At 65.8% G+C, this 23,686-nt stretch carries 24 protein-coding genes and 1 riboswitch; of the genes, 17 read left to right on the top strand and 7 right to left on the bottom strand.

All coding sequences use genetic code 11. The features are described from left to right. Nucleotides 1-2: 2 nt before the first annotated feature. Together PE061_RS14610 and PE061_RS14605 are read left to right on the top strand one after the other, a co-directional pair. Nucleotides 3-1,277, top strand: a complete 1,275-nt coding sequence (locus PE061_RS14610; protein WP_271255981.1) for an NAD(P)/FAD-dependent oxidoreductase — start codon at nucleotides 3-5, stop codon at nucleotides 1,275-1,277. 52 nt (nucleotides 1,278-1,329) lie between these two features. Continuing rightward, nucleotides 1,330-2,721, top strand: coding sequence for a glutamine synthetase family protein (locus PE061_RS14605; RefSeq protein ID WP_271255980.1), 1,392 nt, complete (start codon nucleotides 1,330-1,332; stop codon nucleotides 2,719-2,721). Between the two features lie 2 nt (nucleotides 2,722-2,723). Here PE061_RS14605 and PE061_RS14600 read toward each other — a convergent pair whose 3' ends face one another. Continuing rightward, the gene (locus PE061_RS14600) at nucleotides 2,724-3,629 is read right to left on the bottom strand and encodes a LysR family transcriptional regulator (protein ID WP_271255979.1); all 906 of its coding nucleotides are present in this window, start codon (nucleotides 3,627-3,629) and stop codon (nucleotides 2,724-2,726) included. Between the two features lie 186 nt (nucleotides 3,630-3,815). Here PE061_RS14600 and PE061_RS14595 point away from each other — a divergent pair, with 186 nt between their 5' ends. From PE061_RS14595 to PE061_RS14580, 4 genes are read left to right on the top strand one after another with little or no spacing between them, the layout of a single operon-like run. After that, entirely contained in the window at nucleotides 3,816-4,925 is a 1,110-nt protein-coding gene (locus PE061_RS14595; RefSeq protein ID WP_271255978.1) for an ABC transporter substrate-binding protein, read from the top strand. Between the two features lie 30 nt (nucleotides 4,926-4,955). Further along, a complete protein-coding gene (locus PE061_RS14590) occupies nucleotides 4,956-5,858 on the top strand; it encodes an ABC transporter permease (protein WP_271255977.1) in 903 nt (300 codons plus the stop codon). Beyond that, nucleotides 5,855-6,703: an ABC transporter permease gene (locus PE061_RS14585; RefSeq protein ID WP_271255976.1), complete on the top strand. Its 849-nt coding sequence runs from the start codon at nucleotides 5,855-5,857 to the stop codon at nucleotides 6,701-6,703. Before PE061_RS14590 ends, PE061_RS14585 begins: the two co-directional genes overlap by 4 nt. Nucleotides 6,704-6,707: 4 nt before the next feature. After that, nucleotides 6,708-7,832: an ABC transporter ATP-binding protein gene (locus PE061_RS14580; RefSeq protein WP_271255975.1), complete on the top strand. Its 1,125-nt coding sequence runs from the start codon at nucleotides 6,708-6,710 to the stop codon at nucleotides 7,830-7,832. 10 nt (nucleotides 7,833-7,842) lie between these two features. Here the strand turns inward: PE061_RS14580 and PE061_RS14575 are convergent, their stop codons facing one another. After that, nucleotides 7,843-8,178 (bottom strand): type II toxin-antitoxin system RelE/ParE family toxin, encoded by a 336-nt coding sequence (locus PE061_RS14575; protein ID WP_271255974.1) that lies wholly within the window; start codon nucleotides 8,176-8,178, stop codon nucleotides 7,843-7,845. Then, entirely contained in the window at nucleotides 8,178-8,453 is a 276-nt protein-coding gene (locus tag PE061_RS14570; RefSeq protein ID WP_271255973.1) for a type II toxin-antitoxin system Phd/YefM family antitoxin, read from the bottom strand. Before PE061_RS14570 ends, PE061_RS14575 begins: the two co-directional genes overlap by 1 nt. 174 nt (nucleotides 8,454-8,627) lie before the next feature. Between PE061_RS14570 and PE061_RS14565 the strand changes: the two genes are divergently transcribed. The 6 genes from PE061_RS14565 to PE061_RS14540 all read left to right on the top strand — a co-directional run bounded on the left by PE061_RS14565 (nucleotide 8,628) and on the right by PE061_RS14540 (nucleotide 14,757). Beyond that, nucleotides 8,628-10,076 (top strand): gamma-aminobutyraldehyde dehydrogenase, encoded by a 1,449-nt coding sequence (locus PE061_RS14565; protein WP_271255972.1) that lies wholly within the window; start codon nucleotides 8,628-8,630, stop codon nucleotides 10,074-10,076. Between the two features lie 2 nt (nucleotides 10,077-10,078). Then, nucleotides 10,079-10,819: a gamma-glutamyl-gamma-aminobutyrate hydrolase family protein gene (locus tag PE061_RS14560; protein WP_271255971.1), complete on the top strand. Its 741-nt coding sequence runs from the start codon at nucleotides 10,079-10,081 to the stop codon at nucleotides 10,817-10,819. Beyond that, nucleotides 10,816-12,198, top strand: coding sequence for an aspartate aminotransferase family protein (locus tag PE061_RS14555; RefSeq protein WP_271255970.1), 1,383 nt, complete (start codon nucleotides 10,816-10,818; stop codon nucleotides 12,196-12,198). The genes PE061_RS14560 and PE061_RS14555 overlap by 4 nt, the downstream gene beginning before the upstream one ends. 11 nt (nucleotides 12,199-12,209) lie before the next feature. Continuing rightward, a complete protein-coding gene (gabD, locus tag PE061_RS14550) occupies nucleotides 12,210-13,652 on the top strand; it encodes an NADP-dependent succinate-semialdehyde dehydrogenase (protein ID WP_271255969.1) in 1,443 nt (480 codons plus the stop codon). Between the two features lie 206 nt (nucleotides 13,653-13,858). Continuing rightward, on the top strand, nucleotides 13,859-14,326 hold the full coding sequence (locus PE061_RS14545; protein ID WP_271255968.1) for a hypothetical protein: 468 nt from the start codon (nucleotides 13,859-13,861) through the stop codon (nucleotides 14,324-14,326). Between the two features lie 68 nt (nucleotides 14,327-14,394). Continuing rightward, the gene (locus tag PE061_RS14540) at nucleotides 14,395-14,757 is read left to right on the top strand and encodes a hypothetical protein (protein WP_271255967.1); all 363 of its coding nucleotides are present in this window, start codon (nucleotides 14,395-14,397) and stop codon (nucleotides 14,755-14,757) included. Nucleotides 14,758-14,979: 222 nt separating this feature from the next. Here PE061_RS14540 and PE061_RS14535 read toward each other — a convergent pair whose 3' ends face one another. The 4 genes from PE061_RS14535 to PE061_RS14520 all read right to left on the bottom strand — a co-directional run bounded on the left by PE061_RS14535 (nucleotide 14,980) and on the right by PE061_RS14520 (nucleotide 18,881). Further along, nucleotides 14,980-15,639, bottom strand: coding sequence for an anaerobic ribonucleoside-triphosphate reductase activating protein (locus tag PE061_RS14535; protein ID WP_271255966.1), 660 nt, complete (start codon nucleotides 15,637-15,639; stop codon nucleotides 14,980-14,982). After that, complete coding sequence (gene nrdD, locus PE061_RS14530) at nucleotides 15,596-15,778, bottom strand: anaerobic ribonucleoside-triphosphate reductase (RefSeq protein WP_271255965.1); 183 nt, start codon at nucleotides 15,776-15,778, stop codon at nucleotides 15,596-15,598. Before nrdD ends, PE061_RS14535 begins: the two co-directional genes overlap by 44 nt. A 16-nt stretch (nucleotides 15,779-15,794) precedes the next feature. Beyond that, on the bottom strand, nucleotides 15,795-17,840 hold the full coding sequence (locus PE061_RS14525; RefSeq protein WP_271255964.1) for a ribonucleoside triphosphate reductase: 2,046 nt from the start codon (nucleotides 17,838-17,840) through the stop codon (nucleotides 15,795-15,797). Nucleotides 17,841-17,946: 106 nt separating this feature from the next. After that, nucleotides 17,947-18,157, bottom strand: a riboswitch (cobalamin riboswitch). A 235-nt stretch (nucleotides 18,158-18,392) separates the two neighbouring features. Further along, nucleotides 18,393-18,881, bottom strand: coding sequence for a GlcG/HbpS family heme-binding protein (locus PE061_RS14520; RefSeq protein WP_271255963.1), 489 nt, complete (start codon nucleotides 18,879-18,881; stop codon nucleotides 18,393-18,395). A gap of 327 nt (nucleotides 18,882-19,208) precedes the next feature. On the opposite strand from PE061_RS14520, the gene PE061_RS14515 reads away from it, so the two are divergent. From PE061_RS14515 to PE061_RS14495, 5 genes are all read left to right on the top strand, one after another. Next, nucleotides 19,209-20,345, top strand: coding sequence for a tyrosine-type recombinase/integrase (locus tag PE061_RS14515; RefSeq protein ID WP_271255962.1), 1,137 nt, complete (start codon nucleotides 19,209-19,211; stop codon nucleotides 20,343-20,345). Continuing rightward, complete coding sequence (locus PE061_RS14510; protein WP_271255961.1) at nucleotides 20,332-20,919, top strand: hypothetical protein; 588 nt, start codon at nucleotides 20,332-20,334, stop codon at nucleotides 20,917-20,919. The genes PE061_RS14515 and PE061_RS14510 overlap by 14 nt, the downstream gene beginning before the upstream one ends. A gap of 106 nt (nucleotides 20,920-21,025) precedes the next feature. Next, entirely contained in the window at nucleotides 21,026-21,217 is a 192-nt protein-coding gene (locus PE061_RS14505) for a helix-turn-helix transcriptional regulator (RefSeq protein WP_271255960.1), read from the top strand. Between the two features lie 264 nt (nucleotides 21,218-21,481). Then, nucleotides 21,482-21,691 carry a hypothetical protein gene (locus PE061_RS14500; RefSeq protein WP_271255959.1) on the top strand — a complete coding sequence of 70 codons (210 nt, stop codon included), beginning with the start codon at nucleotides 21,482-21,484 and terminating at the stop codon, nucleotides 21,689-21,691. Then, entirely contained in the window at nucleotides 21,688-23,625 is a 1,938-nt protein-coding gene (locus PE061_RS14495; RefSeq protein WP_271255958.1) for an AAA family ATPase, read from the top strand. Before PE061_RS14500 ends, PE061_RS14495 begins: the two co-directional genes overlap by 4 nt. Nucleotides 23,626-23,686 lie beyond the last annotated feature (61 nt).

Here is a 23,686-nt window from a genome sequence, read left to right as displayed (position 1 = left end):
TCTTGGCCGAGCCGCACGCGCCGTCCCTTTACGCGGCGACCGCAAACCCCTTCCCGGCCCAGCCGCCGCTCGAAGGCAGCATCGCCGTCGATGTCTGCGTCGTGGGCGGGGGCTATACGGGCCTGTCCGCGGCACTCTCGGCGGCCGAGGCGGGCTATGCGGTGGCGCTCGTCGAGGCGCACCGCATCGGCTGGGGCGCGTCAGGGCGAAACGGCGGCCAGATGATCCCCGGTATGCGCTGGTCGGCGGGCGATCTGGTGCAGCGCTTCGGGCGGGAGACGGCACGGCGCCTGTTCAGCGTGGCCGACACGGCGCGGGCGCGCGTCCACGACCGCATCGCGCGGCACGGCATCGCCTGCGATCTCCGCCACGGCCATTTCACCGCCGCCTGCAAGCCCGCCGACCTCGACGCCATGAAGCGCGAGCTCGAATGCCTCGGCCACGTGATGGGCTATGACGCAGCCCGGATCGTGCTGCCGGAAGAGACCGCCGGGATCGTCTCGGCGAAGGGCTATCACGGCGGCATCTACGACTCCGCGGGCGGCCACCTGCATCCGCTCAACTATGCGCTCGGCCTTGCCGAAGCGGCGCGCGCGGCGGGTGTCCGGCTCTACGAAGATCTGCCCGTGGTCCGCATCGCGGGCGGCGACCGTCCCGGCGTCACCACCGCGCAGGGCAGCGTATCCGCACGCTACGTCGTGCTCGCCTGCGACGCCTTCATGGCCGAGATCGACGCCGATCTCGGCCGCTACACGATGCCGGTCGCGAACTACAACATCGCGACGGCGCCGCTCGGCGAGGACCGCGCCCGCGCGCTCATCCCGTCCGGCGCGGCGGTCTCCGAGAGCCGCTTCGTCCTCAACTACTATCGCCTTTCCGCCGACCACCGCCTGATCTTCGGCGGCGGCGAGAAGTACACGCCGCGCCCGCCGCGCGACGTCGCCGGGTTCGTGCGCCCTTACATGGAGGCTGCTTTCCCGCAGCTTTCCGGCATCAACATCGACTATGCGTGGGGCGGCCTCGTCGGCGTCACCATGAACCGGCTGCCGCACTTCGGCCGCAAGGGCAATATCTTCTACGCGCATGGCTACTCGGGCCACGGCGTGCTGCTCTCGACGCTCGTGGGCGAACTCATCACCGAGGCGATGCGCGGCACGGCGGAGCGCTTCGACCTGTTCGCCTCGCTTCCGGTGAAGCCCTTCCCCGGCGGGCGCCTGCTCCGCCACCCGCTCTATGTCGCCGGGATGCTCTGGTACGCGCTGAGAGATCGCCTGTGATCCGCCGGCAATGTCTTGGGCGAACGCCTTTCACGCCTTATGGAATGAACGCATGACCAAGCCGCCCCACGCCTCCAACCGCATCGCCGACGTTTCGGAAGCCCACGCCTTCTTCGCGGCCAACCCCGACATCGACGCGGTCGACATCATCTTCACCAACATGTGCGGCGTGCCGCGCGGCAAGCGCCTGCGCCGCCACGAGGTGATCGCCGTCTACGAATCCGGCCGCTTCCTGCCCGGCTCCGTCGTCGTCGTGGACATCACGGGGCGCGACACCGAGGAGACCGGCCTCGTCTGGGAGGACGGCGACGCCGACCGCTATGTGAAGCCGGTGCCGGGCACGCTCGTCCGCGCGCCGTGGCTCGGGCCGAACGCCGGCCAGTTCCTCACCAGCTTCTACGAGCTCGACGGCACGCCGAGCGACCTCGATCCGCGCCACGTCCTCGGCGGCGTCATCGACCGGCTGGCGGCGGACGGCCTGACGCCCGTTGTGGCGGTCGAGCTGGAATTCTTCCTCGTCGATCTCTCCGGCGGCAAGCCTGCCCCCGCGAAGGGCCTGCTGACGCCGCACCGCTCCGGCGACAACCAGGTCTACGGCCTGCGCGAGCTCGAGGATTTCAAGCCGTTCTTCGACGACCTTTATGCCGGGTGCGATGCGCAAGGCGTTCCTCTCGAATCGGCGATTTCGGAATACGCCCCCGGCCAGTTCGAGCTGACGCTGCGCCACAAGCCCGATGCGCTCCGCGCCGCCGACGATGCCGTCATGTACAAGCGGCTGGTGAAGGGCGTCGCCGTGAAGCACGGCCTCGAAGCCACCTTCATGGCGAAGCCGTTCGTGCACGAGGCCGGGAACGGTATGCACCTCCATATCTCGATGGCGGACGAAAGCGGCAACAATGCCTTCGCCAGCGAAGACCCCGAAGGCGCACCGATGCTGCGCCACGCCATCGGCGGCATGAAGGCCGCGCTCGGCGAATCGATGGCGATCTTCGCGCCCAACGCGAACAGCTACCGCCGCTTCAAGGCGAACAGCTACGCGCCCGTCGCGCCGACATGGGGCGTCAACAACCGCACGGTGTCCTTGCGCATCCCGGCGGGCTCCCCGGCCTCGCGCCATGTCGAGCACCGCGTCTGCGGCGCGGACGCGAACCCCTACCTCGCTGTCGCCGCCGTGCTCGCCGCGATGCACCACGGCATCGCAAACCGCATCGACCCCGGCCCCGCCGTCGTCGGCAACGGCTACGAGGACGAGGCGAGCGCGGGCGTGAAGCTCCCCAACAACTGGTTCGCCGCGAACGACGCCTTCGAAGCCTCGCCGCTGATGAACGACTATCTGGGCGCGCGCTTCGTGAAGAACTACACCATCGTCAAGCGCACCGAGATGGCCCGCTTCTACGGCGAGGTGACGCAGCTCGACTACGACTGGTACTTGCGGAACGCCTGAACCTACCGCCGGTGCTCGTGCACCGTCTCCATGAACAGCGTCGCCGCCTCGCTGTGCCGGGTGAGGCGCCGCCACGCGATGCCGATGTCTACGGTGGGCAGGCTTTCGCGCGTGCGCTTGGCGATGATGCGGTCGCCTTCGAGGCTCCACGGCCGGTAGACGAGATCGGGGAGCAGTGTGATCCCCGCGCCGGTGCCGACGAGGCTGCGCACCCCCTCCATCGACGAGGTGCGGTAGGCGACGCGCGGCGGGTGGTCGAACTTGGACCAGATGCCGTCGATGAGTCCTTCGAGCTCGTCGAGCGAGAGCGCGATCACCGGCTCGTTCTCGAGGTCGGAAAGGCTGAGGCCGTCGACGTCGGAGAGCGGGTGCGAGGGCGCCACCCACGCGCGGCATTCGGAGCGGAGCAGCACCTCGTGGTCGATGGCGCTGCGCTCCTCGAGGTTGCTCACCATCAGCACGGCGAGGTCGAGCTCGCCGTTGATGATCAAGTGTTCAATGTAGTCGCGGCGTTCCTCGACGAGCTGCACCTCGATGCGCGGAAACATACGCCTGAAACGGGAGAGCAGATCCGACAGGAAATAGCCGGTGACGACCGGCGTCACGCCGACGCGGACGCTGCCGGCGGTCAGGTCCTGCTCGCGCCCCACCCCGCCCTGCATGTCGGCGATGGCGTCGATGATCGAGCGGGCATGGCGCAGGAACTGGTGCCCCTCGCGCGTCAGCGTCACGCCCTTGGCGTGGCGGTGGAACAGCATCACGCCCGTTTCCGCCTCCAGCGTGCGGATCGCGTCCGTTACCGCCGACTGCGAGATGCCGACCGCGCTCGACCCGCCGGAGACGGAGCGCGCCTCGGCCACGGCAATGAAATAGCGGATTTGCCGGAACGTGATGTTCATCTCAGCCATCGGATTATTCGATACCTCACGGATTGCATAATGGATTTGCGCGTGCAGCGGTAGCGCGATTTGATACCGCCCGGGAGACTGAGGGGCTTGCGGCCATCCACGGCTGCGTTAGCATCCGCTGAGCGCCGTCAGAGCGTTGAAGTCCGGGGATGATCGCTGGCGGGCGACGATTGGGAGACAGGGACCATGAACAGCTTTGACAGCATCCGCAAACGCATCGGCCGACGCTCGCTTCTTCAGGGATTGGGCGCCGCCGCCATCGGCATCACCTTCACGGGCGCGCTCGCCGGGTGCGAGAAGAAGGAAGCCGGCAAGGCCTCTACCGGCGAGGAAGGCAAGCTCAACTTCTACAACTGGGACACCTACATCGGCGAAACCACGCTCGACGATTTCAAGGACGCGTCGGGCATCGAAGTCAACATGAGCCTCTTCGCCACCAACGACGAGCTGTTCGCGAAGCTGCGTGCGGGTAACCCCGGCTTCGACGTGATCGTCCCCTCCAACGACTTCGTCGAGCGCATGGTGCAGGCGGACATGCTGGAGCCGCTCGACCATTCCAAGATCCCGAACTTCGCCAACGTCGGCGACGCGTTCAAGGACGTCGCCTACGATCCCGGCCGCAAGTTCTCGATGCCCTACACGTGGCTGACGCTCGGCATCGGCTACCGCAAATCGAAGGTGGACGGCGTGCCGGACAGCTGGAAGTGGCTGCTCGATTCGGACAAGTACAAGGGCCGCATCTCGGTACTGTCGGAAGCGGGCGACATGTTCCGCATCAGCGCCAAGTATCTCGGCCATTCGGTGAACGGCATCACGCCCGATCTCGTGAAGCAGATCGAGGCGATGCTCATCAAGCAGAAGCCCTTCATCAAGGCCTTCCACGAGGACAACGGCCAGGACCTGCTGCTTTCGGGCGAGGTCGACCTCGTGCTCGAATACAACGGCGACATTGCGCAGATCATGGCGGAGGACGACGACATCGGCTTCGTGCTGCCGAAGGAAGGCAGCCAGCTCAACTCCGATACGCTGGCGATCCCCAAGGGCGCGCCGCACCCGCTGAACGCGCACGCCTTCATCAATTACCTGCTCGACGCGGAAGCCGGCAAGAAGATCGCCGAATACATCCTGTTCCCGACGCCGAACGAAGCGGCCAAGGCGCTGATGCCCGCGGACTACCGCGACAACACGGTGATCTTCCCGACCGCCGAGGAACTCGCCAAGTGCGAGTACGCGGCCTACGACGGCAAGATGCAGCCGGTGTTCGAGGAAGCCTTCACCCGCGTCCGCGCGGCGTAGCGGCCCAGAGGCACGCGAGGGGCGCGCGAGATGCAGGACTGGAAGCTGAACCGGGCGCTGTTCGCGGCAATCGCGGGCGCGCCCATCCTCTGGCTGGTCCTGTTCTTCATCGTCCCCCTCGCCCTCGTCTGGCTCTACAGCTTCGGCCGCAACGTCGGCCTCACCGAAATCGACATCAGCGGCACGTTCGCGAACTATGCGCGGGCGCTTGAGCCGCTCTATCTCGGCATCTTCGTGAAGTCGGTCGGCGTCGCCGCGCTCACCACGGCGATCTGCCTCGTCGTCGGCTTTCCGGTCGCGCTCGCCATCGTCTTCGCGACGCCGAAATGGCGGCCGTGGCTGCTGCTCGCGATCATGCTGCCGTTCTGGACGAACCTCCTCATCCGCACCTACGCGCTGATGGCGGTGCTGCGCACCGAAGGCTACGCGAACCAGACCATCGGCTGGATGTGGGACAGGTGGAGCGGCCTCATGACCTTCGCCGGTCTCCAGCCGCTCGGGACCTTCGAGCCGCTGCCGCTCCTTTACAACAACTTCGCGGTCGTGCTCGGCCTCGTCTACGTGCACCTGCCGTTCATGGTGCTGCCGCTCTACGCCGCGCTCGACCGGCTCGACAAATCACTCATCGAGGCGAGCCTCGATCTCGGCGCCGGGCATCTCCGCACGCTGCTCAGCATCGTCGCGCCGCTCGCAGCGCCGGGTATCATCTCCGGCATCATCATCACCTTCGTGCCCGCGCTCGGCGCCTACCTCACGCCCGACCTGCTCGGCGGCACCGACAGCCAGATGATCGCCAACGTCATCGAGCGGCAGTTCAAGCGCGCCAACGACTGGCCGTTCGGCGCCGCGCTCTCGTTCCTTCTCATGTACGCGACCTTCATCGCCATCGCCTTCCAGGCCATGAAATCGCGGCAGGCGGAGCGCCGCCAATGAGCTTCTTCAAAAGTCGCATCCCGCTCGCCCCGCTCGAATACACGAAGCGCCTGTGGATGCGCGCGTGGGTCGGCCTCGTGCTGTTCTTCCTCTACGCGCCGCTCATCACGCTCATCGCGTTCAGCTTCAACGACAGCCGCCGCAACATCGTCTGGCGCGGCTTCACGCTCAAATATTACGAGAAGGCGCTCGACAACGACTCGCTGATGATCGCGATGGGCAACTCGCTCACCATCGCCTTCATCAGCACGATCGTCAGCGTCGTCATCGGCGCGCTCGCCGCCGTCATGCTCTGGCGCTTCCGTTTCCCCGGCAAGACCGCGACCGAGGGCGCGATGGCGCTGCCCATCGTGGTGCCGGAAATCTGCATGGGCGTCGCCATGCTGGTGTTCTTCGCGAAGATCGGCTTCCCGACCGACCTGCCGTGGCCGTTCAGCCTCGGCGCGATCATCATCGCGCACATCACCTTCTGCTTCCCGTTCGTGACGATGGTGGTGCGCTCGCGCCTCACCAGCTTCAACCGCGAGGAAGAAGAAGCCGCCAAGGACCTCGGCGCCAGCGAGTGGCAGGCGTTCCGCGACGTGCTGCTGCCGCACATGAAGCCCGGCCTCATCGCGGGCGCCCTCCTCGCCTTCACGCTCAGCCTCGACGATTTCGTCATCACCTTCTTCACCAGCGGCCCCAACACCATCACCTTCCCGGTGAAGGTCTATTCGATGGTCCGCTTCTCGGTGACGCCGGAGGTGAACGCGGCCTCGGCGCTGCTGATCCTCATCACCGTCATCCTCACGACCATAGCCCTGAAGGTGCAAAGCCGCATGGGCGGAACCCCGCAAGGCCACTGATCTCATGGCGACAGCAGCGAAACAGCCGATCATCAGCATCCGGAACGTCACCAAGCGCTTCGGCGCGATGGCCGCGGTGGACAACATCTCGCTCGACATCATGCCGGGCGAGTTCTTCGTCCTCCTCGGCCCCTCGGGCTGCGGCAAGACCACGCTGCTCCGCATGATCGCGGGCTTCGAGGTGCCGACCGAAGGCCAGATCATCATCGACGGGCAGGACATGGCGCACGTGCCGCCGAACCGGCGCCCCGTGAACATGGTGTTCCAGTCCTACGCGGTATTCCCGCACATGACGGTGACGGAGAACGTCGGCTATGGCCTGCGCATCGCGCGCGTCGCCGCGTCGGAGATCAGGTCGCGCGTCGCGGAAGCACTCGCCCTCGTCAAGCTCGACGGCCTCGGCGACCGCCGCCCCGACCAGCTCTCGGGCGGCCAGCGCCAGCGCGTCGCGCTCGCCCGCTCGCTCGTGATGCGCCCCAAGGTGCTGCTGCTCGACGAGCCGCTCTCCGCGCTCGACGCCAAGCTCCGCGCCGCCATGCAGTTCGAGCTTGCCGACCTTCAGGAGCAGGTCGGCATCACCTTCGTGACGGTGACGCACGATCAGGACGAGGCGCTGTCGATGGCGGGCCGCATCGCCGTCATCAACAAGGGTCTCGTCGCGCAGCTTGCCTCGCCCTCCGACCTCTACGAATTCCCGGCCAACCGCTTCGTCGCGGACTTCATCGGATCGGTGAACCTGTTCGACGGCAGGCTGGTGACGGACGAGCCCGACAAGGCGGTCGTCGACTGCCCGGAGATCGGCCGCATCTACCTGAACCACGGCGTCACGGGGCCGCACGACGCGAACGTCCACGTCGCGCTCCGCCCCGAGAAGATCGCCATGATCCCGGAAGCGAAGGGCAAGCCGAACGCGCCCGAATGCCCCGAAGGCGACAACATCGCCCACGGCCAGATCCGCGGCATGTCCTACCTCGGCGACATCACCATCTACGAGGTGAAGCTCGATTCCGGCCGCGTCATCCGCGTCTCCCGCCCCAACCTGTCGCGCTACGACCAGGAGGATTTCACGTGGGAGGACAAGGTCTGGCTCACCTGGCACGGATCGAGCCCGGTGGTGTTGCAGTCCTGACGCCGTCAACTCACCGCCCGAGCAGGCGCTGTTCCAGCAATGCCTGCATGTCGCGCCGTCCGTCCGCGATCACGGAAACAAAGACCGTCGTTCCGATCGTGTGATAGATCAACCGATACGGCGAAACCAGAATCTGCCGGAACTCGCGGATGCCCAGCGCATCGAGTTCTTTCGGCAACGCGCCGCGTTCAGGCCACGCCTCCAGCGATTCGACCGCGGCGAGAATATCATCAAGCAGCGCATCGGCCTGCTCCGGCGAACGATTCTCCGCCATGTAGTCGTAAAGTGCCTCGAGGTCCGCTTCGGCGCCTTCTGTCAGCGCAACATCGTATTTGGGCGCCGACATCAGTCGCGGGAAGCTTTCGCCTTCAGCCGCGCAATCACCGCCCGTACCGGCCGGGTGCGTCCGGCCTCGATATCCCGATTGCCGAGCGTAAGCAGCTTCAGAAGTGCGAGCGTGTCCTGCGTCTGCTCATAGGAGGCGATATCCTGTAGAACCGCCTTCGCTTCCCCGTTCTGCGTGATGACCATCGGCTCGCGGCGTTCGGCGAGATCGAGCAGAACCTCCGCTGCCTTCGCTTTCAGGAAACTGATGGGTTTGACTTGCGCGGAATACTTCATAGACACCTTATCGGACTAAATTAAGTCTGAATATAGTTCATCTCAGCCGGATGCGCAACACGTCGCACCCATCGGCAAAAGCGATAGCTCTCGCTCCCCATTTCGTATTTCCGATGCCGAAGCCGCGTCCCTATCCTCGCGCCCATTCTTCCAACATGGGAATCCGAAAAGACCATGACCGACCGCTCTGGGACCGACCACACTGGCCAGTTCATCGACGGAAACGCGATCCGCGGCGAGGACGCGCCGGAACCCGTGTTCAACCCGGCGACCGGCGAGACCATCGCGACGCTCGCCTCCGCCACCCGTGCGCAGGTAGACGCCGCAATCGCCGCCGCCGAGCGTGGTTTTGCGGTCTGGTCGGCAATGTCGCCGAAAGAGCGCTCGCTCCGGATGCTCCGCATCGCCGACCGTATCGAGACGCTGGCGGACGAATTCGCCGGGATCGAGATGCACAACTGCGGCAAGCCGCTCGGCACGGCGCGCAGCGTGGACGTGGGCAACACCATCGACGTGTTCCGCTTCTACGCGGGCGCTGCGCGCACGATCCCGGGGCAGGCGGCGGGCGAGTACCGCGGCGCGGGCTACACCTCGATGATCCGGCGCGATCCGATCGGCGTCGTCGTCGGCATCGCGCCGTGGAACTACCCGCTGATGATGGCGTCGTGGAAGATCGCGCCCGCCATCGCCGCGGGCAACACGGTGGTCCTGAAGCCTTCCGAGCACACGCCGCTCACCGCGCTGCGGCTGGCCGAGGTGTGCGCCGAGTTCCTGCCTGCGGGCGTCGTCAACGTCGTCACCGGCAACGGGCCGAACGTCGGCGCGCGTCTCGTCGCGCATCCGCGCGTGCGCATGGTGTCGCTGACCGGCGACGTGGCGACGGGGCGCAAGATCATGGAAGCGGTCGCCCCCACCATCAAGCGCACACATTTCGAGCTTGGCGGCAAGGCCCCGGTCATCGTGCTGGCGGACGCCGACATCGCCGCCGCCGTCGAGGCGATCGCCGAGGGCGGCTACTACAATGCCGGGCAGGACTGCACCGCGGCCTGCCGCGTCTATGCCCACGCCGACGTCTACGACCGGCTGGTCGCCGCGCTTCAAGGCGCCGTCGAGGCGATCCCGATGGGCGATCCCGCCGCGCCCGGCACCGCGCTCGGCCCGCTCATCACGGCCCGCCAGCGCGACCGCGTGGACGGCTTCGTCGCCCGCGCCGCCGCCGATACGGACGCGGAGGTCGTCACCGGCGGCAAAGCACCGGACGGCCCCGGCTTCTTCTACGAGCCGACGCTGATCGCGGGCGCGCGGAACAGCGACGAGATCGTCCAGAAGGAAGTGTTCGGCCCCGTTGTCTCGGTCACGCGCTTCGACGAGGACGCCCAGGCGCTCGACTGGGCGAACGACAGCGAATACGGCCTCGCCTCGTCGGTGTGGACGCGCGACGTCGGCAAGGCCGCCGCGTTCGCCGCGCGCCTGCAATACGGCGTCACGTGGATCAACACGCACTCGGTGAACGCCACGGAAATGCCGCACGGCGGCGTCAAGGCCTCGGGCTACGGCTCCGACCTTTCCGTCTACAGCCTCGAACACTATCTCGCGACGCGGCATGTCATGATAAAGCACTGAGCATGAGCCCTGCCCGTCCCGTTCTCGGTATCATCTGCTGTCAGCGCACCGTGGGCACCGAGCCCGCGCAAACCGTCATCGAGCGCTACGTGCGCGCGGCGATGCGCTATGCCGATGTCGCGGCGCTGCTCATCCCGTCGCTCCCCGACCTGATGACCGCCGCCGAGGTCGCCCCGCGTCTCGACGGCGTGCTGCTCACCGGCAGCCCCTCCAACATCGAGGGCAGCCGCTATGCCGACGACGGCGGCGAAGGCCCGTTCGATCCCGGCCGCGACGAGATCGCGCTGTCGATGGTGGACGCGATGATCGGGCGCGGGCGGCCCGTATTCGGCATCTGCCGCGGCTTCCAGGAGATCAACGTCGCGCTGGGCGGCAGCCTGCGCCGCGACACCTCGGCGAACGACGATCTCATCCGCCACCACGCGCCGCCGGATGTCTCTTTCGACGCCATGTTCGATCACCGGCACCGCGTCGATCTGGTGCCCGGCGGCGTGCTCGCGCGCACCTACGACAAGCCCGCGCTCGAGGTGAACTCGGTGCACTATCAGGGCATCGACCGCCTCGCCGACGGCCTGACCGTCGAGGCGACCGCGCCGGACGGGCTCGTCGAGGCCTATTCGGCGAAGATCGGCGCCGCGCCCGTCGTCGCCGTCCAGTGGCATCCCGAATGGCATCCGGAATCGAACCCGGACAGCCGGACCTTCTTCAAACTGCTTGGCCAGACACTCAGGGGAACAGCATGACCGCCGTCCGCAAGAACTACGACATTCCGGCGCTGCGCCGTCTCGACGTCGCGCACCACCTCCCCGCGCAGCAGGACTACAAGCTGATCGAGGACATGGGCGGCAGCCGGATCGTGACGCACGCGGAGGGCTGCTACATCACCGACGGCGACGGCAACCGCCTCCTCGACGGCATGGCGGGCCTCTGGTGCGTCAACATCGGCTACGGCCGCGACGAGCTTGCCGAGGTCGCCGCCGCGCAGATGCGCGAGCTTCCCTTCTACAACACCTTCTTCAAGACGGCGACGCCGCCCGCGGTGGAACTCGCCGCGAAGATCGCGGGCCTCACCGGCGGCAAGCTGAGCCACGTGTTCTTCAACACGTCGGGTTCCGAGGCGAACGACACGGTGTTCCGCATGGTGCGCCACTACTGGAAGCTGAAGGGCGAGCCGAAGCGCAAGGTCTTCATCAGCCGCTGGAACGCCTATCACGGCTCCACGGTCGCGGGCGTCAGCCTCGGCGGCATGAAGGCGATGCACGAACAGGGCGACCTCCCCATCCCCGGCATCGAGCACGTCCGCCAGCCCTACTGGTTCGGCGAGGGCCGCGACATGGAGCCGCGCGCGTTCGGCAAGCTCTGCGCGCAGGCCATCGAGGACCGCATCCTCGAAGTCGGCCCCGAGAACGTCGCCGCCTTCATCGGCGAGCCCGTGCAGGGCGCGGGCGGCGTCATCATCCCGCCGGACGGCTATTGGCAGGAGGTGGAGCGCATCTGCCGCAAGTACGGCATCCTCCTCGTCGCCGACGAGGTGATCTGCGGCTTCGGACGCACGGGCGAATGGTTCGGCCACCAGACCTACGGCTTCACGCCCGACCTCGTGCCGATGGCGAAGGGGCTGTCGTCCGGCTACCTGCCCATCTCGGCAGTCGCCGTATCTTCGGGCATCGTGGACGTGCTCAAGACCGGCGGCGACTTCGTGCACGGCTTCACCTATTCCGGCCACCCGGTCTGCGCCGCGGTCGCGCTGCGCAACATCGAGATCATCGAGCGCGAGAACCTCGTCGGCCGCGTCCGCGAGGATGTGGGGCCTTACCTTCGGGACGCCCTGAAGCGTCTCGACGACCACCCGCTCGTCGGCGAGACGCGCTCCATCGGCCTGCTCGGCGCGGTCGAGATCGTCGCCGACAAGGCGACCGCCGCGCGTTTCGGCGGCAAGGAAGGCAACGCCGGACCGGTCGTGCGCGACTTCTGCATCGAGAACGGCCTGATGGTGCGCGGCATCCGCGACACCATCGTCATGTCGCCGCCGCTCGTCATTTCGCGCGGAGAGATCGACGATCTGGTTGACATCATCCGCCGTTCGCTGGATTCGGCCATGCCGAAACTGAAAGCCCTTTAGAGGAGAGCCCCATGACCCGTTCGCCGCTGCTTCGCGAAGCCTGCTACATCGACGGCGAATGGGTGAAGGCCGACAGCGGCGAGACGATTCCGGTCACGAATCCGGCCACCGGCGAAGTGCTCGGCACCGTGCCGAACTGCGGCGCGGCCGAAACGAAGCGTGCCGTCGAGGCCGCGAATCGCGCGTGGCCCGCATGGCGCGCGAAGACCGCGAAGGAGCGCGCCGCAACCTTGCGCCGCTGGTACGACCTCGTCATGGCCAATCAGGAGGACCTCGCCCGCCTGCTGACGCTGGAGCAGGGCAAGAGCCTCGCCGAGGCGCGCGGCGAGATCGCCTACGGTGCCTCGTTCATCGAATGGTACGCCGAGGAAGGCAAGCGCCTCTACGGCGACGTCATCCCCGGCCACATGGCGGACAAGCGCATCGTCGTGCTCAGGCAGCCGATCGGCGTCGCCGCCGCGATCACGCCGTGGAACTTCCCGAACGCCATGATCACGCGCAAGGCCGCGCCCGCGCTCGCGGCCGGGTGCCCGATGGTGCTGAAGCCCGCCGCCGAGACGCCTTTCTCGGCCTTCGCGCTCGCCGTGCTCGCCGAGGAAGCCGGTATCCCCAAGGGCATCTTCAACGTGCTGACCGGCAAGGCCTCGGCGATCGGCGGCGAACTCACCTCGAACCCCATCGTCCGCAAGCTGTCGTTTACCGGCTCCACGGAGATCGGCCGCCTGCTGATGCGCCAGTCGGCGGACACCATCAAGAAGCTCAGCCTCGAACTCGGCGGCAATGCGCCCTTCATCGTCTTCGACGACGCGGACGTGGACGCCGCCGTCGCCGGTGCGCTTGCCTCCAAGTACCGCAACTCCGGCCAGACCTGCGTCTGCTCGAACCGGCTCTACGTGCAGGACGGCGTCTATGACGAATTCGTCGAAAAGCTCGCCAAGGCCGCCGCGAACCTCAAGGTCGGCAGCGGCCTCGACGCGGGCACCGAGCAGGGCCCGCTGATCAATGCCGCGGCCGTTGAAAAGGTGGAGGAGCACATCGCCGATGCAACCGCCAAGGGCGCGCGTATCGTCACCGGCGGCAAGCGCCATGCGCTAGGCGGCACCTTCTTCGAGCCGACCGTGCTCGCGAACGTCACGCAGGACATGCTCGTCGCGCACGAGGAGACGTTCGGGCCGCTCGCGCCCGTCATCCGCTTCGGCACCGAGGAAAAGGCCGTCGCCATGGCCAACGACACCGAGTTCGGCCTCGCGGCCTATTTCTATTCGAACAACCTCTCGCGCGTCTGGCGCGTCGCAGAGGCGATCGAGGCGGGCATGGTGTGCATCAACTCCGGCATCCTCTCCACCGAGGTCGCGCCCTTCGGCGGCGTTAAGCAGTCCGGCTTGGGGCGCGAAGGCTCGCGCTATGGCATCGAGGAGTATGTCGAGATGAAGTACCTCTGCCTCACCGTCTGAGGCGAGGGAAACATTTCGTCCGATAAGCGTTCAGGTTCAGTGCATTGACCCCAATGCATCACCTGGACGCCGGTCTCCCGAAGTGGGCCCGGCGTCTTTTTTAGGGTAGGCGCGAAACCGGCGCTCCGGCGCCTGAACCGCGGGTGATGCGCGGCTTCACCCGCGGTTCAGGCGTCTTATGGTCTCCTCGAAGGCAGGAGAAGGCTATGAAACCCATTCGAAAGGCAACCGCCGGCATCGCTCTTCTGCTGTCCGCGCTCGCGCTCGGCGGCTGCATGTCCGACGGATACGGCAGGGCCGGCGTTTCGGTCGGCCACGGCCACTATGATCGTTACGGATACGATTACCCCTATTATTCCGGCTACGGATACGGCTGGTACGATGGATATTATTACCCCGGTTCGGGCTATTACGTCTTCGACCGCCACGGAAAGCGCCACCGCTGGACGGCCCGCCAGCGCGACTACTGGGCGAACCGGGGCCACGACCGGAAGCCCTCATACGACCGGGACCGCCGGGACCGGGACCGCAATCGCTGGCGGGATCGGGACAGGGACGGCCCGCGCTGGAACAACGACCGGGATCGCCGCCCGAACTATGCGCGGCCGGACCGCGATCGGAACGATCGCAGACGGCACGATTCCGATGACCGCGCACGGGAAAGGCGGCGCTAGAGCCTGATTCAGCCGCCGGGAGCGGGCGGGGCAACGCGCCGTTAAGCCCGTTCCGGTAGAAAACCCGCGTGACCGACATGACGGATACGCATGGCCTCAAGGCCGCCGGTCTTGCCGCGATCGGCGGCATATTTCTCTGGTCTGCGACCGCCTGTTTGGGCGGGCGGCAGGAACCTTGGGATTCCGAGCTCTACTGGTCCGCCGCCTATCCGCTGGCGCTGGCGCTCTCGGGGCTGCTCGGTTTCGCCTTCCCCGACCGCCCGTGGCGCTGGGGCGCCTTGATGATCGTCAGCCAGATCGTCGTGCTCGCCGCTTCGGCGTCCGACCTTTCGATGCTGCCGCTCGGCCTCATCGTTCTGGCGTTCCTCGCGCTTCCGGCCATGGCGCTCGCGCAGGCCGGCGCCGGACTACGCCGCTGGGCCGCAAAATAGACGCCGCCGCAGGTCGTCTCCGGCCGCGATGCGGCGCCTGTGGTCGCTGAACTTCTCGCCGTCCCGGCGCGCGGTGCGAAAGCCGTTGACCTTCCACGGTTTGCACATCTTGCACCCGGCGCGCCTGTTCCTCGGCCTTCCGCGCTTGTGGTTCATTCGAAAGACCTCCACACATGCTAACCCGTTGGAACCGCGGCATACCCGAAAGCAAGAACGACTCCATCATTTTCTCTCAAGCAATGCCGCGTTCGTACACCCGGTCGCGCGGAACGGCTGAAGGCGGTGGTTGCGGACGCCCAGCGCGGCGAGGTCTGACGCGAGACGCGTCAAGGCGGCGCGATCCAGCAACGCATCGTGCACCGGCGTGCGGATATCGCAGGCGACACCGCTGGCGAGCACCCGGGCGAGGCTCGCTTTCGCCTTGATACCGCTGCCGGCGACAGCGGTGATCCGCCCGTAATCGTCGAAGGCGGCCTTGACGTCGAAACCGATCCAGTCGGTCAGCGGCAGCACCTCGGCAAGCCGTGCCGGATAGGGCCCGGCGGTGTGCAGGCCGATGCGGAAGCCGAGCGCGCGCGCCGCGCGCATCGCTTCCGGCAGCGCGGCCTGCAAGGTCGGCTCGCCGCCCGAGAACACCACGCCGTCGAGCAGGCCGCGACGAGACTCGAGGAACGACAGCACGTCGGTCCACGCCATGTCCGTCTCGGCATCTGGCGGAATGAGGTGCGGGTTATGGCAATAGCCGCAGGCCCACGGGCAGCCCTGGCAGAAGATCGTGGCGACGAGCTCGCCCGGCCAGTCGCATGTGGACAGCCGGGCAAGTCCGCCGACACGCAGTTCAGCGGAGCGCGGTGCGCGCTTCGCTGAAGAACCGGCGCTCATTGTGCTCGCCTTTCTTGCCCCGGTTGAACGAGGACACCGGGCGGTGATAGCCCATCACGCGGGTCCAGACCTCGCAGGGCTGACGCTCGTCGTCGCGCAGCGTGATTCCGGTTTCGCCGGGGTCGTTGCATTCGGTCATATCGGGTCTCCTTCCTTCAACGTGCGGCGGCCTGCCGCTTGGCTGCGAGTCGTTCGGCATCGCATTTCGGACAGAAGGCGTGCTCGCCTTCGAGATAGCCGTGGGTCGGACAGATCGAGAATGTCGGCGTCACCGTGATGTACGGCAGGTGGAAGTTGGTGAGGGCACGACGCACCAGCTTCTTGCACGCCGCGCCGGACGACAGGCGCGCGCCCATATAGAGATGCAGCACGGTGCCGCCGGTATATTTACGCTGCAATTCGTCCTGACGCTCGAGCGCCTCGAACGGATCGTCGGTGAAGCCGACCGGAAGCTGGCTCGAATTGGTGTAATAGGGGTTCTCGTCGGTGCCGGCCTGCAGGATGCCGGGGTAGCGCTTGCGGTCTTCCTTGGCGAAGCGGTAGGTGGTGCCTTCCGCCGGCGTCGCCTCCAGATTGAACAGGCTGCCGGTTTCCTCCTGGAATTCCCGGATGCGCGACCGCACGTGGTCGAGCAGGCGCACGGCGAAGGCATGGCCCCAGGGCGTGGCGATGGTCTCGCAGTCGGCAGTGAAGTTGCGGATCATCTCGTTGATGCCGTTGACGCCGAGCGTCGCGAAGTGGTTGCGAAGCGTGCCGAGATAGCGCTTGCTGTAAGGGAACAGCCCGCTGTCCATATAGTGCTGCACCACCTTGCGCTTGATCTCGAGGCTGTTGCGGCCGGTCTCAAGCAGCGTGTCGAGGCGCTGGAACAGGCCCGCCTCGTTGCCGCGACAGAGATGGCCGAGCCGCGCGCAATTGACGGTGACCACGCCGATCGAGCCGGTCTGCTCGGCGCTGCCGAACAGGCCGTTGCCGCGCTTCAGCAACTCGGTGAGGTCGAGTTGGAGCCGGCAGCACATCGAGCGGATCATGTTCGGCTTCAGCTCGGAATTGATGAAGTTCTGGAAATAGGGCAGGCCGTACTTCGCCGTCATCTCGAACAGGTGGTCGGCGTTCTCGCTGTCCCACGGGAAATCCGGCGTGATGTTGTAGGTCGGGATCGGGAACGTGAAGACGCGCCCCTTGGCGTCGCCTTTGGTCATCACCTCCATGTAGGCGCGGTTGATCATGTCCATTTCGGACTGAAGGTCGCCATAGGTGAAATCCATCTCCTCGCCGCCGACGATCGGCACCTGGTCGCGCAGGTCCTCCGGACAGATCCAGTCGAAGGTGAGATTTGTGAAAGGCGTCTGCGTGCCCCAGCGCGAGGGGACGTTGAGGTTGTAGATCAGTTCCTGAATTGATTGCAGCACCTCGCCGTAGCCGAGCCGGTCCTTGCGGATGAACGGCGCCATGTAGGTATCGAACGAGCTGAACGCCTGCGCGCCCGCCCATTCGTTTTGCAGCGTACCGAGGAAATTGACGATCTGCCCGACCGCGCTCGACAGGTGCTTCGGCGGACCCGCCTCGATCTTGCCGGGCACGCCGTTCAGCCCTTCGGTCAACAACATGCGCAGCGACCAGCCGGCGCAGTAGCCGGCCAGCATGTCGAGGTCGTGAATGTGGATGTCGCCCTCGCGATGGGCGCGGCCGACTTCCGGCGGATAGATGTGCGACAGCCAGTAGTTGGCGACGACCTTGCCGGAAAGGTTGAGGATGAGCCCGCCCAGCGAATAGCCCTGGTTGGCGTTGGCGTTGACGCGCCAGTCGGTGCGGTCGAGATATTCATTGATGGAGACGGCGACGTCGACCACCGTCTTCCGGTCCTGCCGCGCCTGTCCGCGCTTCTCGCGATAGACGACATAGGCGCGCGCGGTCGCGACATGGTCGGCCGCGATCAACACCTGCTCGACGATGTCCTGCACGTCCTCGATGTGCGGCGTCGAGCCGGCGAAGCGGTGCGCGATCACCTTGACCGCCTCATGCGTGAGTCGATCGGCTTCCTCGCCGCCGAACCCGCCGCTGGCCTGACCGGCACGCGCGATCGCGGAGCAGATCCTGCCGGCATCGAAGACGGTCGTCTCGCCGCCGCGCTTGACGATCGCCCGCGGCAATGCGGCGCGCAGGGAATTGCCTTGAGACAGATCGGACAGTTCAGACATCGGCACCCCACTGGGTTGGGGCAAGGCCGGGGCAGACGCCTGCGGGAAAACGGGTCGGCTCAAGCAGCCGGCCACCAGCAAGCGACCACCGGGACACCCCGCCCGAGGACGTTCATGGTGTCGCGGCAGGTCTCCTGGCTCGCGGGTCACAGCGGCTGTCTGGCCTTCCCGACGCTTGAACCTGCGTCAGTGACACGATCGACAGCGGCTCGCCGCTTACAGTTGCGGGGACAGCACCGGCCTTGCCCGAAGGCGCACCGGCTTCCCTTTTAACCCTTGATCTTGCGATTCAAAGGACCACGACCACTACATCTAGAGCACCGGCCGGGAATCATGTCAATATTCTCGATCACGGACGACACTGCCGCGGCGAACTTTTCACGTCGCGTTTGCCCTTCGGCAAACGCGTTATTCGCAACCCTGACCGAATGGGATAGCACTTAAACGGCTTGCTCGGATTCGCACCAGCGGATCCCGGTGAGCGGCAGCTGATGCGCCAAGCCTAAGCCAAGCAGCCACTCCGTACCACCAGCCGCGGCTAACGACTCCGGACTACGGCTCGATGCCGATGGCCGCCATCCCGGCACGCACGGCCTGAGCATCTTCCGCACCGCGGGCGCCGCTCGCACTGAACGCCCCCACGACCTGGCCGCCTCTTCGCAGCAGCAGCCCCCCATCGAACGTGAGCGCCCCCTCGATGGGCTGTATCCGCTGCGCCTTAACCGCAGCGGCATACTCGGCCGTGTGCATTCCGGACGTGATCGCCGTCTGGACCTTGTTCATCGCGATCTCGTAGTTCCGCGTAGGCACCTCGTCCATACGCCGTACATAGATCGGAGTGGCCTCGGCATCCGTGATCACGAAAGCGAGATTCCATCTGTTGCTGCGAGCCTCGGCCTCGGCGGCGTCCATCGCGACGCGGGCCTCCTCGAGCGTAATCCGCGGGGCGGGTGGTGTCTGCTGCGCCTGCGCGTGTAGTGGATTGGCGTCGGTCAGAGCCAGAAGGGCAATCGCGACGCCGTGCAGTGTTCCGAATCTCATGGCTTTTCTCCTTGACGGGCTGGTCCGTCTCAGACTCTGAAGCAGGTGCATTCCGAGCCTCCGCCGGTCGGCTGGGCACTGCCAACATACATAGAACGTGCGCCGGACGGAACCTCAGCGGACCGGAATAGACCTCGGTGGAATTGGCGCGCCCGGCAGGATTCGAACCTGCGACCCCAAGCTTAGAAGGCGTGTCAGACGGCGTTGCATGGTGTTGCATATCGTTTGAAGGCAAGCAATTCAGCCGTTCATGTTGTTCACTCTGTTGCATGTAGTTGCACGTCCTGTTACCTAATCCGTTACCTAAGGCAGAATAGGTAACAGGACGTGGCAAGACTGACCGACGCGAGGGTGGCCGCGATCAAGCCGCCCGCCACCGGGCAAGAGGAACACGCTGACGATCTGGTACAGGGCCTTCGCCTTCGCGTCGGCGCAGGTGGCCGCAAAGCATGGATCGTGCGTGCCCGTGCAGGCGGCAAGGTCGTGAACAAGGGACTTGGGCCTTATCCGACGCTATCGCTCGCCAGTGCCCGCGACAGCGCCCGCAATTTCCTGATCACGCTCGCCAAGGAGGGCCAGCCCCGCGCTCGGCGTACCTTTGGCGAACTCGTGGATCACTGGATCGACAACGTGGCGAAGGACAAGAACAAGTCTTGGACGCTCCAGAAACGCCGCCTCGAAATCCATGTGCTGCCTTCATGGCGGGATCGCCAGCTAGACGGCATCCGCCGCGCCGACGTGCGCGAACTGGTTGAGGGCATCGAGGGCGACGTAAACCCGAACCGCGTGTTGACGCTGGTGCGGACCCTGTTTCGTTACGCCATGTCGCGCGACTGGCTGGAGGCCAGCCCGGCCGAAGCGATCACAAAGCCGAAGGACGAGGCCCCCCGCGACCGCGTGCTCGATATGGACGAGATCAGGCGCGTATACGCCGCCGCCGACCTTCTCGGCTATCCGCTCGCGGGTTTCGTCAAGTTGATGGTGTTGACGGGCCAACGGCGGACGGAAGTCGCCTCGATGCGATGGGATGACATCGACTTGAAAGCGGGAACGTGGGTCTTGCCCGCGCCTGCCACGAAGTCCGCGCGCTCGCATCTTGTGCCGCTGTCAGCCGCCGCTGTCGCGCTGCTCGAAGCCACGCCGCGAATGGGCGACCATGTTTGGACGTCGGACGGCTCCAGCCACATATCTGGATACGCCAAGGCCAAGACCCGTCTCGACGCCTTCCTCGCGGCTGGTGGGCCTCCCCTGCCCCCTTGGCGCTTCCACGATATCCGCCGATCGGTCGCAACCCATATGGTCCGGCTGGGCGTGCTCGAAACGGTCGTCGGCCGCGTGCTGAATCATGCCAGCGTCGGCGTGACGGCGCGGGTCTATGCCCTGCACAGCTATGAGCCGGAAAAGCGCGCGGCGCTGGATGCGTGGGCGGTGGAAGTCGGGAGGCTGGCGAATGCGGAGGTATAGCCAGTATTCGAGCATCGACGACGCGACCGTGGCCAAAATCGAAAAGATATGTCCCGACATCCGTCTGCGATCCGTGAACACCAGTCTCTGGACATGGCGGAAGGAGCCTAACCATCCGAAGGGGCCCCCGCTACGCGAACGTAACAAAGCGATGATCGATGCTCTCGACGCGGCGGTGAAGCTGCGGGCGGCAATGGCAAAGATTGATGGCTACACCCTCGAATCGGAGCTGCTGCGGCGCACGCTCGGGCGCGGTGCATATGGTCGCCTTCCCGATCATCTGGACAAATTGGCCGCACTCGCCGCGTCGCTTGCCGAACGTCAAGATCGCGACCATCGAAAAGACCTTTCGACGCTGTCCACATTGATTGTGGATGTGGGCTATGCCGTCATGGGCGCGGGGGGCGTAGTCGATGCGCGGTCAACCGGCCAAGTCGTCCGCATCGTCGGAACCTTGGCAGAATCCATTGGGAGGGCTGATCCTGATCGCACCACAGTGCGGGACGCCCTGAAGTTCGTCGAACCCGCTGGCCTGAACCGCTGGCAGGCATGGGAGTATCTACTCGGCGGATAGCGGGGGACGGATTCCCGTTCGCGAAAATCGTCCCCCATCTAGCTTGTTTTCAACCGTGAGTTGAACGCTAATGTCCATGACGCCCTGAAACATTGGAGGCGTCAAAGTGGACGACAGACTGATTACGGTTGCTCGCGCTTGTGACCTTACGAGCCTGAGCCGCACCACCATCTGGAGGCTGGAAAGCGAAGGCGACTTCCCGCGTGCGATCCAGATCATGCCGCACCGCAAGGCTTACCGCGAAAGCGACGTGCGCCAGTGGATTGCCAGCAAGATCGCGGCGTCGGAGGCGGCATGAGAAGGCCCCCGAAACGACGAACGCCTGCCGGGGGGGTGGCAGGCGCTCAGGGATGCTCTCGCGAACACCCTGATACCCCATTTCACCAGAACCCGCAAGGTCCCCGCCTCCATATCCGCGTCCTGAAGCGCGAGGACGGCCACGCCGTTGCCCTGTTCGGGGAAGCGCTTGGGCACATTATCACGATCGCCGCCGGACTGGACACCGACGAGGCGAACGAGCGCGCCGCCGTCGAGGCGAGCGAGCGGGGAATCGGGGTGCGGCATGGGTGAACTCGTCCTGTTCCCTGCCCGTGATCGTGGTCAGATCCTCATCCGCAAGGAAGATGACGGGCAATATTTCATTGAACATGAGGGGCCGGGCGGCGGTTCTTATGGGGCGTGGGCGCGCGTGGAGACATTCGAGCAAGCTCAGGTTTCAGCCGACATCGCGAGTGCCCACTACGGCGGATTGCCGATCGTGGGGTATCTATGAGCCTCGCGCGCAAAGCCACGATAGCCCTCGGCGGCGACTGGCACGGCGATTATGGCACGGCGCCGTCACCCGGCCACGGCAAGGATGATCGCGGGCTTTCGATCCGGAACACGGACGACGGGCAGGACATCCTCATAAACAGCTTCAATGGGGCCGACTGGCAGGCCGTGAAGGACGATCTGCGCGATCGGGGCATCTTGCCGCCCCTGAACCGTGACGCGCCCCGTAGCCGGGAATCCGGGCACTATGAGTACGTCGACAGTGACGGGACCGTTCTCTATCGCACCGTGCGCGTGGACAAACCCGGCGGCAAGGACTTCATAGCCCAGCGACCGGACGGCAAAGGCGGATGGACCGCGGGCATCAAAGGCATCGAGCGCATCCCGTACCGCCTGCCCGAGCTTCTCGCCACGCCGCTCGATACCGTCGTCTATGTCGTCGAGGGCGAGCGCAAGGCGGATACGCTGGCGGCGTGGGGCTTCACGGCGACGGCCGTCGCGTTCGGCGCCAACGGCGGATGGAAGGATGCTTTCGGCGCCTATTTCAACGGTCGCCCGGTCGCGATCCTCCCCGACAATGACGATCCCGGCCGAGGCTTCGCGGAGAAGGTCCGGGCCTCGATTGAAAGCCACGGCGGCAAGGCGTTCTTTGTGGAGCTTCCCGGCCTACCGCCCAAGGGCGATGTTGTGGATTGGAAGGCGGCAGGCGGCACTGCCGAGGAACTGAGGCAGCTCGCCTCGACGGCAAGCCTTCAATCACGGCAATCTGCCGCGATTGAAATCACCGCCACGCCCTTCGGCTGGCCCGACCCGGCGGGCATTCCCCTGCGTCCATGGATTCTGGGCAGAGAACTTCTGCGCGGGACGATCACAGGCGTCATCGCAGGCGGCGGGAGCCTCAAGAGCACGTACATGGTGACGACGGCGCTTTCGCTGGTCACGGGCCGCGCTCTGCTCGGGAAAACCGTTTGGGGCGGCCCCCAGCGCGTGTGGTTCTGGAACCTCGAAGATCCGATGGACGAACTCGACCGCATGTTCGTGGCCGGCGCAATCCATTACGGCATCAGCCGGGACAACTGCGGCGACCGCCTGTTCGTGGATAGCGGCCTGACCGGCCAAGGGCTTTGCACCGCGGTCGAGGATGCGACCGGCTTCCGTATCATCGAGCCGGTATATGAAGCCCTCGCCGCCGAGCTGAAGCGGCGCAGCATAGACGTGCTGATCGTCGATCCGTTCGTATCCTCGCATCAGGTGTCGGAGAACGACAACAACAAGATCGACGCGGTTTCGAAGCGCTGGGCGAAGCTGGCGACGGAATGCGGATGCGCGATCGTCCTCGTCCACCACACCCGCAAGCTGGCCGGCCAGACAGTGACCGCAGAGGCTGGACGCGGTGCCGTCGCGCTCATCAATACCGCGCGCACGGTGCTGGTGTTCAACCGAATGACGAAAGAGGAAGGTGAGCGTTTCGGTATCACCGACGATGCCGAGCGCCGCCTGTACGTCAATGTCCTCAATGACAAACTGAACCGGGCACCGCCCGCCAAGGCGGACTGGATCAGGGCCGTAGGCGTGCATCTGGGCAACGGCGGCCTCGAAGGCGGAGACAGCGTGGCCGTGGCCGTGCCGTGGACGCCGCCCGATGCTTTCGAGGGCATCGACCACCACACACTACGCGCTGTTCAGGCGAAGGTTGCAGATGGCCAGTGGCGGGCGAGCGTGCAGTCGGACGAGTGGGTAGGCATCGCCGTCGCCGACGTGATCGGCGCTGACCTCGAAATCCCGAACGATAAGACGCGCGTCAAGGAACTCATCAAAGGCTGGATCAAGTCGGACGTGCTGCGCGAGGTGGAAGGCAAGGACGAGAAGCGGAACGTGCGTAAGTTTGTGCGCGTCGGCACCATGATCGACAGCGCCGTTCAGAGAGCCGCGTGATGGGTGCCCCACTTTCAAACGTGAGGCGGGGCAAAGTGGGGCAAATCCCACTAAAGAACGT

The sequence above is a fragment of the Sphingosinicella microcystinivorans genome (genome assembly GCF_027941835.1).
GTDB lineage: Bacteria > Pseudomonadota > Alphaproteobacteria > Sphingomonadales > Sphingomonadaceae > Sphingosinicella.
This window is presented reverse-complemented; position numbering and strand designations above follow the sequence as displayed.